Annotated in this window: 11 protein-coding genes; 6 read left to right on the top strand and 5 right to left on the bottom strand. The window is 75.9% G+C overall.

All coding sequences use genetic code 11. The features are described from left to right. The 3 genes from WDV06_RS34200 to WDV06_RS34190 form a co-directional block, all read right to left on the bottom strand. On the bottom strand, positions 1-424 hold a 424-nt coding region (locus tag WDV06_RS34200; RefSeq protein WP_395513715.1), incomplete at its 3' end, for a DUF6895 family protein. 45 nt (positions 425-469) lie between these two features. Continuing rightward, a complete protein-coding gene (locus tag WDV06_RS34195; RefSeq protein WP_395513714.1) occupies positions 470-1,654 on the bottom strand; it encodes a glycosyltransferase in 1,185 nt (394 codons plus the stop codon). A gap of 118 nt (positions 1,655-1,772) precedes the next feature. After that, positions 1,773-1,895, bottom strand: coding sequence for a hypothetical protein (locus WDV06_RS34190; protein WP_395513713.1), 123 nt, complete (start codon positions 1,893-1,895; stop codon positions 1,773-1,775). A 295-nt stretch (positions 1,896-2,190) separates the two neighbouring features. On the opposite strand from WDV06_RS34190, the gene WDV06_RS34185 reads away from it, so the two are divergent. Genes WDV06_RS34185 through WDV06_RS34160 form a run of 6 tightly spaced genes read left to right on the top strand, consistent with a single transcriptional unit; the run spans position 2,191 to position 8,768 of the window. Further along, a complete protein-coding gene (locus WDV06_RS34185) occupies positions 2,191-3,276 on the top strand; it encodes a radical SAM protein (RefSeq protein ID WP_395513712.1) in 1,086 nt (361 codons plus the stop codon). Beyond that, positions 3,273-3,935, top strand: a complete 663-nt coding sequence (locus tag WDV06_RS34180) for an iron-containing redox enzyme family protein (RefSeq protein WP_395513711.1) — start codon at positions 3,273-3,275, stop codon at positions 3,933-3,935. The genes WDV06_RS34185 and WDV06_RS34180 overlap by 4 nt, the downstream gene beginning before the upstream one ends. Further along, on the top strand, positions 3,932-4,159 hold the full coding sequence (locus WDV06_RS34175) for an aroma-sacti cluster domain-containing protein (protein ID WP_395513710.1): 228 nt from the start codon (positions 3,932-3,934) through the stop codon (positions 4,157-4,159). The genes WDV06_RS34180 and WDV06_RS34175 overlap by 4 nt, the downstream gene beginning before the upstream one ends. 37 nt (positions 4,160-4,196) lie before the next feature. Beyond that, on the top strand, positions 4,197-7,340 hold the full coding sequence (locus WDV06_RS34170; RefSeq protein ID WP_395513709.1) for an adenylate/guanylate cyclase domain-containing protein: 3,144 nt from the start codon (positions 4,197-4,199) through the stop codon (positions 7,338-7,340). Continuing rightward, positions 7,337-8,170 (top strand): S8 family peptidase, encoded by an 834-nt coding sequence (locus WDV06_RS34165; protein ID WP_395513708.1) that lies wholly within the window; start codon positions 7,337-7,339, stop codon positions 8,168-8,170. Before WDV06_RS34170 ends, WDV06_RS34165 begins: the two co-directional genes overlap by 4 nt. A gap of 25 nt (positions 8,171-8,195) precedes the next feature. Continuing rightward, on the top strand, positions 8,196-8,768 hold the full coding sequence (locus WDV06_RS34160; RefSeq protein WP_395513707.1) for a GAF domain-containing protein: 573 nt from the start codon (positions 8,196-8,198) through the stop codon (positions 8,766-8,768). A gap of 80 nt (positions 8,769-8,848) precedes the next feature. On the opposite strand, the gene WDV06_RS34155 is transcribed toward WDV06_RS34160, so the two are convergent. Together WDV06_RS34155 and WDV06_RS34150 are read right to left on the bottom strand one after the other, a co-directional pair. Continuing rightward, complete coding sequence (locus tag WDV06_RS34155) at positions 8,849-9,256, bottom strand: FKBP-type peptidyl-prolyl cis-trans isomerase (protein WP_395513706.1); 408 nt, start codon at positions 9,254-9,256, stop codon at positions 8,849-8,851. Positions 9,257-9,377: 121 nt separating this feature from the next. Further along, entirely contained in the window at positions 9,378-9,836 is a 459-nt protein-coding gene (locus WDV06_RS34150; protein WP_395513705.1) for a hypothetical protein, read from the bottom strand. Between the last annotated feature and the right edge of the window lie 186 nt (positions 9,837-10,022).

The raw sequence follows: 10,022 nt of genomic DNA, 5'->3' as shown, positions 1-10,022 counted from the left end.
CCCCCGCCATAGCAAGGAGGGGCGGCGGCGGGGGGGGGGGCCGCCCGCCCGCCCCCCCCGGCCGGGGCGCGGGGGGGGGGGGGGGGGGGGTGGGGGCGCGGGCCGCCCCCAGCGCCGCGTACATGAGCTGGAACTGCCGTGCGTGTATGCCCGCGAGGCCGAGGAGCCCGGGGAAGTCGGGGCGCTGCCACACCTGTTCCACGACCGCGGTCACCTCGGCGAGGGCGGGGTCCGCGGGCGCGTGCTTCTCCCAGTAGCGGCGGAGCATCGCGAGCTGCAGAAGGGCCTTCGCACGGGGGATCTCCGGCAGTTCGGCGTGCGCGGCCGGGGAGTCGAGGTAGGCCGCGTTGGCCTGGATCCACCGCTGCGCACCCGCCGCCAGGCCGGTCACGGCCTCGTCCAGGCCTACTGATCGCGTACTCATGGTTCTCCTTCGGGAAAGCGGACGCCTGGGCCGCGGGGTGGACGCCTAGGCGGCGGAGGCGCGCGGCGGAGGCGCGGTGGACGTCCCGGCCACCCGCTCGACGGCGTCGGCCGCGCGTGCCGCGCTGTCCGTCGCTGCCAGCCGGCCGCCGAGCACCTGGGCGCTGGCGCGCAGACCGGCGTCCCGCCAGGCGGACTCCAGCAGCGCCGAAGCGGCCACGGACGGGTCGTTCGGGAAGTACGAGGCCACGCCGGCCCGCAGGCAGGCGCCGGTGAGCAGGGTCTGCTCGGAGCCGTTGGGCGACAGCGCCAGGGGACGGCCGCGCAGGAGCGCGGCCAGCACGGGCGCGGAGGTGCCGTTGCTCAGCACCAGGCCGGCGCGGTCGACGAGCGGTCCCATCCAGCCCTTGCGGACCAGCAGGACGTCGGCACCCGGCGCGGGCTGCGGGTCCGTGGACCGGCCCTGCTCGACGACGGCCTGGAACGGACCGTCGGTGAAGGCCTCGTTGAGCCGCGGCCACAGGGTCCTGCCCTCGAAGAAGCGGCCGAGATGGACGTAGACGACGGGCTTGCCGTTCCGCGACAGGTGGTCCCCGATCGCCTCGACCTCCGCCGGGTCGGGCGTCGGCTCCCAGGGCAGCGGCCCCACGTGCCGGACCCGCTCGGGCAGTCGCGTGCCCGGATACTCCAGCTCCGGATCCCCGCGCAGCAGCAGCGCGTCGCCCAGCAGAGGCTCGTCCCCCCACCGGGAGGCACGTCCCGCCAGACCGGCCTCCTCCCGGAGGCCGTTGTAGAGCCCCAGGCAGCCCTCGGTCCGGCTCTGCCGGGTCCGGCCCAGGTGCGGCTCGTCGTCGCCGCCGGCCCGGTAGTCCCACAGGTGTGCGGCGAGCCCGATCACCACGACCGGGAGGTCCAGTGCCTCGGCGGCGAGCAGGGCGCCGTTGCAGAGTACGGAGGTGACCAGCAGGTCGGCGCCCGTCTCCCGGGCCGCGCGTACGGTCGCCCGGTACTGCGCGGCGCCGTGCGGCCCCCACCACGTGGCGGAGAACGCCCGGTGGCCGCCGTACTCCTCCGCCGGCGCGAACGGCAGCCCGGCATCGGCGGCGACGGCCGCCGCGCCGGACCGGCCCAGCACGCCGACGTCGTGGCCCCGGCGCCGCAGTTCGCGGCCGGCCGCGATCGCCGGGTAGAGGTAGCCGCCGTCACTGAGCGGGCAGAGAAGGATGTTCATGGTGTGCCGCTCCTCGCGGTGCCGGTTCCGGTGCCGGGGTGGCCGCGGGCCCCCGGCCCTGGGCAGGATCTGCCGAGAGCCGGGGGCCCGCGCGGTGCTCAGCCTCGATGACGCAATGTCACATCTCGTGCGAGTTGTTGATGACGCAGCCGCCGCCGTCGGTCACGCCGTCCTCGCTGTGGGCGACGACCTCGATGTCCTCGTTCTCGGTCTCGGCCTCGGGGTTGATGTTCTCGCTCATGTTCTTCTCCTCTGGTCGGTCGGCGTTGCTGCGCCGTCTGAGAAAGAAGTTACGGACGCCGGGTACGGGAACGCCTGGCCACCGGTTCGGCGCCGGTATGCGCCCAGCTCAGGGACGCGGAACGACCCGAAATCCCCGCCCGCACCCCCTGGTGCGCCCCGCCCCCGGCCGCGCTGACCTGCGGATGAACCGATCCCCAGGCGTTCGTGAACCGGAAGCCTGGCGCGCGCGGGCACGATCCGGGCCATGCCCGCGCGCGACCCGCGTGCGCGGTTCGAGCTACGGAGGAACAGACGTGGAGCTCGCGGAGCTCATCGGCCTGCGGCCGGTGCCCTGTGGCGGCCTGCTCGTGGCGCTCACCCGCCGCTGCCCCATGAGCTGCGCACACTGCTCCACCGGCTCCTCCATGGCGGCCACGGAGCAGCCCGACCCGGAGCACCTGCTGCGCTTCATCGGCTCGTTCGGCGCGCAGGACCGCCCCGACGTGGTCATGCTGACCGGCGGCGAACCACTGCTGCTCCCGGAACTCGCCGCCCGCCTGGCCGCTCTCGCCCGCGCCGCGGGCTCCCGCGTGGCCCTGCTCAGCGGAATGTTCTTCGCCCGCGACGGACGCGTACCCGACCGGATCATGCGGGCCGTCACCGCCCTCGACCACTTCTCGGCGAGCATGGACGTCCACCACGAGCGCGAAGTCCCCCGCGCGCACGTGCTGCGGGCCCTGCGCACCGTGCTCGACGCCGGGATCCCCGCCAGCGTCCACCTCACCGGCACCGGACCCGACGACCCGTACCTGGCGGACGCCGTCGCGGACGTCCGCCGTACCTTCGGCGGCCGGGTGCCCCTCCTCGTCAACGAGGTCCGGCCGCTCGGCCGCGCCGCCGGCCTCGTCCGGCGGACACCGGCCGGACCGGACGGCTCCCGCGCGACCCCCTGCACCCTCGCGGCCTGGCCGGTCGTCGCCTTCGACGGGACCGTGGCCGCCTGCTGCAACCAGTGGACGGTCGACCGCCGCCCCGTTCCCCCGCACCTGAGGCTCGGACACATCGCCGACGACGACTGGCAGGCCGTCCGCGAACGCTCCCTCGGCTCCCCGGTGCTGCGCATGCTGCGCTCCGTCGGGCCCCTGCGGCTGCACGCCCGCCACGGGACCGCGCCCGCCCCGGCCGACTACTGCCGCAGCTGCCACGCGATCGCCGACCGCCCCGACGTCCTCGCGGGCGCCGCCCGCGACGGCGCCGGCCGCGTCGGGGAACTCCTCGACGGGCTCAGCACCCGCCGGCAACTCGCCGCCGGTCCCGCCGACCTGGTCCGCCGCATGGGCTGCGCCCGCTACGCGCACCTGGTCGAAACCCTCCCCGGCCCGCAGGAGAGCAGCCGATGACCGCCCGCCCCTCCCTCGCGCTCAGGACCAAGCTCGCCCCCACCGCCACCGCCCTGAGGGCCGCCACCGCGGTCCTCTGGCGACCGGAGGGGCTACGGCAGCGGTACCCGCGCTACCTGGCGGCCATGTACCCGCTCGTACGGGCGTCGGTGCCCCTGCTGGAACGGGCCGCCGAACGGTGTGCCGAACGCGACGATCCGGCCTCGCGGCGCCTCGCCGCCTACTACAGGCGCCACGCCGAGGAAGAACGCGACCACGACACCTGGCTGCTCCAGGACCTCGCCGCCGCCGGCGCCGGGCCGGCCGCCGTCCCGCACCCCCTCGCCGTCGAACTCGCCGGGGCGCAGTACTACCGCATCGAGCACCAGCACCCCGTCGCACTGCTCGGCTACATCGCGGTCCTGGAGGGCAACGCCCCCGGGCCCCGGCTCGCCGACCGCCTCGCCGAGGTCACCGGACTCCCCGACGCCGCGTTCCGCACCCTCAGGGAACACGCCGCGCTCGACGGCGGCCACCTCGACGACCTGTACCGGGTGCTCGACGCGCTCGCGCCGCCCCCGGACCGGCAGACCGCCGTCTCCGTCAGCGCGCTGCACACGGCGAACCTGCTCACCCGGCTCTTCCTCTCCCTCGCCGCCGACCCCGGAGGACACCCGTGACCGACCGCACCGTGCCGAACGACGACGCCCCGGCCGAACCCACCCTGGAGGCGCTGGCCGCCGCGGGGTTCGACCTCGACGCCCTCACCGAGGAGCAGCACGAGGTCCTGCGCGCGCTGGCCCCGGAGGAACTCGCCCTGCTCGTCGACATCAGGGGACGGCTCGACGCCGCCGCCCCCGAGGTGCAGGCCCACGCCGACGTCGCGGGCGGCGCCCTCTTCTGACCCCGGCCGCCCGCCGCCCCGTCCACCGGAGGAACCCATGCCCTGCACCTCGTGCCGGAGCGCACTGCCGCCCGGCGCCCGGTTCTGCCCCTTCTGCGGCAGCCCGTGCGCCCCCGCGCCGGTCGCCGCCAAGCCGACCGGCCGCAAGGTGGTGACCGTCCTCTTCTGCGACCTGGTCGGCTCCACGGCGCTCTCCGGCGCACTCGACGCGGAGACCCTGCGCTCGGTGACGCTGCGCTGGTTCGACCTGATGCGGCTGCGGATCGAGGAGCAGGGCGGCACCGTCGAGAAGTTCATCGGGGACGCCGTGATGGCCGTCTTCGGCGTGCCGGCCGTACGGGAGGACGACGCCCGCCGGGCGGTCGCCGCCGCCCTGGCCATGCGCGAGGCCCTCGCCGGGCTCAACGACCGGCTGGAGCAGGGCGTCGGCGTACGGCTGGACATGCGCATCGGCCTCAACACCGGCCAGGCCGTCACCGGTTCGGCCAGCCTGCGGCAGGCGATGGTCTCCGGCGAGGTCGTCAACATCGCCGCACGCCTGGAACAGAACGCCGCCGCCGGGGAGATCCTCATCGGACCGGACACCCTGGCGGCGGCCGGCCCGGGCGTCCGGACCACGGAGACCGGCCCGCTGCTGCTCAAGGGAAAGAGCGACCGGGTCCGCGCCCACCGCCTGCTCGGCCTCGACGAGGAGGAGGGTCCGGACGCACTGCGCCGCTTCGACCTCGCCTTCATCGGCCGCACCCGCGAACTCGCCCTGCTCGACCGGGCGTGGGACCGCGTGGTGGGGACCCGCCGGGCCGATCGCGTGGTCGTCGGCGGGGAGGCCGGCCAGGGCAAGACCCGGCTGGTGCGCGAATGGCTCCACCGGGCCGCGGCCGCCCCCGGCGGCCCACGACACGGCGTCGGGCGCTGCCGGGACCGTGGCGAACAGCCCAGCCTCGGACCGCTCGCCGACGCCGTCGCCGACCTGCTGAGGAGCGTCGGCCCGGCCGCGCCCTCGCCCGAACTGGACCTGCTGCACCAGGGCCTGCTCCGCAACGGCACGCCCCACCCGTCGCCGGCGGACACCAGCGCAGCGCTCGCCAAGGTCCTGGCCCAGCTCGCCGCGGCGCACCCCGTGGCCCTGGTGATCGACGACTGCCACTGGGCCGCGCAACCCCTCTTCGACGCCCTCGACCGGCTGCTGCGGGCCCTCCCCGACGCGGCCGTCCTCATCGTCCTGCTCACCCGCCCCCAGCTGTTCGACGCACACCCCGAACTGGCCCTGGACGCCGTCACGCTCGGCGGACTCTCCGACACCGAGGCACAGCTCCTCGCCGCCGAGCTGACCGGGGGCACGGCCCACGGCGAGCCGCTCGGCCCCCTGGTCCTGGCACGCGTGGGCGGGAACCCGCTGCACCTGGAGCAGTTGCTGGCCGCCGGCGACCCCGTCGACGCGGACACCGTCCCGCTCCCGCTCCAAGCCCTGATCGGCGCCCGGATCGACGCCCTCGACCCTCCCGAGCACCGGGCCCTGGGCCTGGCCTCCGTCCTGGGCGGAGACTTCACCGCCGACGAACTGACGTCGCTCGCCGCGGACCCCGCCCCGGCGTGGACCGGGCCGGAGCTGCGCCCCCTGCTGCACCGGCTCGTCCGGCACCGCCTGATCCGGCCCGACGGCGGGGCGTTCCGCTTCGCCGGAGGGCTGGTCCAGGAGGTCGTCTACGCCAGCCAGTCCAAGCAGGACCGGGCCGACCGGCACGAACGGGCCGCCCGGCTGGACTCGGTCCGCCGGCGGGGCAGCGCGGCGGTCGGGGGCCATCTGGAACAGGCCTACCGGTACCGGATCGAGCTCGGCGCCCAGGACGCGCACACCGACGGGCTGCGCCGCGACGCCGCCGACGCCCTCGCCGAGGCCGGACGGCTGGCGCTGGCCCACGCCGACCCCGTGTGGGCGGCCGACGTGCTCTCCAGGGCCGCGGCCCGCTACGCGCCGGGCGAGCCGGGCAGCACGGCGGCCCGCCGGCGGCTCGGCCAGACGCTGCTCGACCTGGGGCGCGGCACCGAAGGCAGAGCACTGCTCGAAGAGGTGCTGGCCGAGACCCCGGCCGGCGGCGGGGACGCGGTGGAGACCGCGCACGCCCGCCTCGCCCTGGCCTCGGCCGGCCGGCCCGCCGGATCGGACGAGTCACCGGCGGAGGCCGCCGACGCCACCCTGCCGGTCTTCGCGGCGGCCGGCGACGACCTAGGCCAGGCCAGGGCCTGCCTGCGGCTCGCCCAGCGGGCCCAGGAACAGGGCCTGCACCGGGAGGCGGAGCACCTGCTCGCCGGCGCGCTGGACCACGCCGTACGCGCCGATGCCGAGCCGGAACGGGCCGCGGCCCTCGGCGCGCTGGGGGTCTCGCTCTGGCGCGGCCCCCAGCCGGTCGTGGCCGCGGTGGCCCGCTGCCGAGAGCTCCTCGCCGACCAGGGGGCCGGCCGCCGGGCCGTCCGGCTGACGCTCAACTGCCCGCTGGCGGTGGTGCTGGCCCTCCACGACGACCGCGACGGGGCCCTGGCCTGCCTCGCGGAGGCGGAGCAGCTCGCACAGCGGCTCGGCTACGCCGAGGCGGACGCCTTCCTGCCGATCTTCACCGCGACCGTGGCCGACCTGACCGGCCGCCACGAGGAAGCGCTCTCGAACCTGGAGCGGGCCGCCGCCGCCGCACGGGACCTGGGTGCCACGGCGTTGCTGCGCAGCGCCCTGCTGGACACCGCCCGCATCCGGCTGGACCTCGGCGACTGGCGCACCGCCCACGGCACCCTCGCCGAACTCGACGGGGACCGGGGCCAGCCCGCCCGGCCGCGCGCCGAGTCCGCGGACCTCGACGGGCTCCGCGCCCGTATCGCCGCCGCGCGGGGACAGGCCGCGGCCGCCACCCGGCTGGCCGCCCGGGCGCTCGCCACCGCCGCCCGCACCGACTCGCCCGTCGTCCAGGGCACCGCCGCCCTCGACCTCGCCCGTACCGACCTCGCACTGGGCCGTCCGGCCGACGCGGCCGCGGCGGCGACGCGTGCCCGGCGGCGCTTCGCGGCCAAGGGCCACCTGCCCGCCGTACGCCAGGCCGAGGCCGTGCTCTCCCGCTGCTCCACCCGCTCGCCCTGGCACGGGCCCGCCCTCGCACGGGCCACCGGAGCCGGAAAGGAAACACCACGATGACCACCGCGCAGCAACCGGCGCCCGCGCTCACCTGGGGCCTGCGGGGCCGGGGCCCCGCAGACGTCCCGGTGGAGGCCGACGGACCACCGGACCTGCCCGAGGAGGGCCTCCCCGGCGGATCCGGACGCGGCGTGCGCGTCTGCGTCGTCGACTCGGGCGTCGAACGGGACCACCCCATGGTCGGCCCCGTCGACCGCTCGTGGCGGGTCTTCAAGGACGAGCACGGGATCCACGTGGAGGAGACAGAGGAAGGCGACCTCTGCGGTCACGGCACCGCCTGCGCCGGGATCATCCGGCGCACCGCGCCGGACTGCGAGCTGTCCAGCGTCCGGGTGCTCGGCGACCGCTTCTCCGGCAGCGGGGACGTCCTCCTCGAAGGGATCCGGTGGGCCGTGCGCCGCCGCTTCGACGTGATCAACCTCAGCCTGTCCACCACCCACGAGCGCTTCGTGGACGAGCTGCGCCGGCTGGCCGACGAGGCGTACTTCCAGCAGACCGTGATCGTCGCCTCCGCGCACAACACACGGGTGGAGAGCTTCCCCTGGCGGTTCTCCTCGGTGATCTCGGTGGGCAGCCACCAGGAGGACGACCCCGACCTCCACCTCTACAACCCCGAGCCCCCGGTGGAGTTCTTCGCCCCTGGCCAGAAGGTCCAGGTGGCGTGGCTCGGAGGCACCTCGATCCGCAGCTCCGGCAACAGCTACGCCACCCCGTTCATCGCGGGGCTCTGCGCGCGGATCCTGTCCAGCAGCCCCCGGCTGACGCCGTTCCAGCTGAAGAACGCCCTGTACCTGTCCGCAGCCAACGTCCGTGTCCACGAGCGCCGGTAACGGCCGCCGCCGGAAGGGAAGCCCCATGACCCAGACGATCACCTCCGCCGCGTCCGCAGCCCCCCGGCCCGATCCGGCCGTGGCGGAGCTGCTGCGCACGGTGGTGGACACCGCGCGCGCCATCTTCGGCGCGCAGGCGAGCTCCATCATGCTCCTGGACGCCGCGGCGGACGAGCTCGTCTTCGAGGCCGTCTCCGGGCAGGGACAGGAGTTCCTGGTGGGCCGCCGGTTCCCGGCGGGCCGGGGGATCGCCGGCTGGGTCGCCGCCTCGGGGGAGCCGATGGTGGTCGACGACCTGCACGAGAGCACGTCCTTCGACCGGGACATCGCCGAGTCCACCGGCTACGTCCCGAACGCGCTGATGGCCGCCCCCCTCATCCGCGGGGACCGCGTCCTCGGCGTCCTGGAGGTGCTCGACCCGTCCCCGCAGGCCCGCTCCGGCCTGCCGGAACTCGACCTGCTGGGCCTCTTCGCCCGCCAGGCCGCCGTCGCCCTGCACGTCCTGACCGCCCACACCCCCGAGCCGCCGCAGGAGACCCCCTCGCGCACCGAACTCCTGAGCCTGCTCTCGCAGGCCCGCACCCTCCTCGGAGACTGACCGCACCGCGCCCGGGCGAAGGCGCCCGGCCGGGGGCTTCCCCCGTCAGGCGCCCTTCGCGGCCCGCGGCCCGGCCGCGCTCACCGGTCCCTGCTCCACCCGGACGCGGGGGAGTACGCGTCGAGGAGGTCCACCACGAAGACCAGGGTCGACCCCGCCGGAATCAGCGGCGAGGGCGACTGCTTCCCGTAGCCGAGACGCGGGGGAACGATGATCTCGCGCCGGCCGCCGACCCTCATCCCCCTCACCCCCCGGTCCCAGCCCTTGATGACCTTGCCGCCGCCCAGGGCGAACTTGTACGGCTCGCCCCGGTCCCAGGAGGCGTCGAACTCCTTCCCCGTCTCGAAGGTCACCCCGACGTAGTGGACCTTGACCACCATGCCCGTCTTCACCTCGGGCCCGCCCCCGACGACGAGGTCCCGAACGGCCAGCTCCGCAGGAGCATCCCCCTCCGGCACCTCCACGTCGGGCTTCGCCGGCTCGTCCATCGCAGCCTCCTCCATGCACAGGCCGCCCACGCTACCGCCGCCCGGCGCGGCCGACGCTGACGGGAGGCCCGTCCTGACCCTCGATCCACCGGGACACGCGGGCCGTGTCCGCCCGGAGTTCTCAGGCGTCGCGGGCGATCCGCAGCAGCCAGGGGCCGGGGTCGCCAAGGGTGACGAGCTCCTTGTACGTCGCGTCGCCGGGCAGGGGGACGACCAGCCACAGTCCGGGCGGGAAGAACCGGCCCTTCGTGTGGGCGAGGCCGCCGTAGACGGAGCGCAGGAAGGCGGGAACCGCGTCACGGGGAACGTCGTGGAAGTCGACGCGGTCCACCGTGATGTGCGCGTCGTCTTCGGGGAAGAGGCGGACGCTGACCGGGGGATTGCCTGCGAGGTCGATGAACGCCTCGTGCGGAAGGGATCCGTCGGCGTCGACGGCCGTGCCGAGGGCGGCGGTCGTACGGCGGGAGACCCGGTCCGCACCGATGTCGTCGGTGACGGTCATCGTCAGGCGGTACTCCCGCGCGATCTCGCGTATCGCGCGGACGGCCGACTCGGTCGTCGGAAGGTGAGGGGGCTTCATGCGGGGGATCATGCCGCATCCGGGTGCGGGCGGCCGGGCGTGATGTCGCGGGCGCCGCGACGCTGGGGCCGCTCCGGGGGCGGAGTGTCCATGCGCGCCGGGCAGGTCCCGGGGGGGGGGGGGGGGGGGGGGGGGGGGGGGGGGGGGGGGGGGGGGGGGGGGGGGGGGGGCGGGGGGGGGGGGGGG

Origin of the sequence: Streptomyces racemochromogenes, from assembly GCF_044129415.1 — a bacterium.
Lineage (GTDB): Bacteria > Actinomycetota > Actinomycetes > Streptomycetales > Streptomycetaceae > Streptomyces > Streptomyces racemochromogenes_A.
This window is presented reverse-complemented; position numbering and strand designations above follow the sequence as displayed.

Bases quoted from the DNA above. Each gene is read 5' to 3' on its own strand.
- WDV06_RS34195 (WP_395513714.1), bottom strand. From the start codon at position 1,654: ATGAACATCCTTCTCTGCCCGCTCAGTGACGGCGGCTACCTCTACCCG.
- WDV06_RS34190 (WP_395513713.1), bottom strand. From the start codon at position 1,895: ATGAGCGAGAACATCAACCCCGAGGCCGAGACCGAGAACGAGGACATC.
- WDV06_RS34180 (WP_395513711.1), top strand. From the start codon at position 3,273: ATGACCGCCCGCCCCTCCCTCGCGCTCAGGACCAAGCTCGCCCCCACC.
- WDV06_RS34170 (WP_395513709.1), top strand. From the start codon at position 4,197: ATGCCCTGCACCTCGTGCCGGAGCGCACTGCCGCCCGGCGCCCGGTTC.
- WDV06_RS34165 (WP_395513708.1), top strand. From the start codon at position 7,337: ATGACCACCGCGCAGCAACCGGCGCCCGCGCTCACCTGGGGCCTGCGG.
- WDV06_RS34160 (WP_395513707.1), top strand. From the start codon at position 8,196: ATGACCCAGACGATCACCTCCGCCGCGTCCGCAGCCCCCCGGCCCGAT.
- WDV06_RS34155 (WP_395513706.1), bottom strand. From the start codon at position 9,256: ATGGACGAGCCGGCGAAGCCCGACGTGGAGGTGCCGGAGGGGGATGCT.
- WDV06_RS34150 (WP_395513705.1), bottom strand. From the start codon at position 9,836: ATGAAGCCCCCTCACCTTCCGACGACCGAGTCGGCCGTCCGCGCGATA.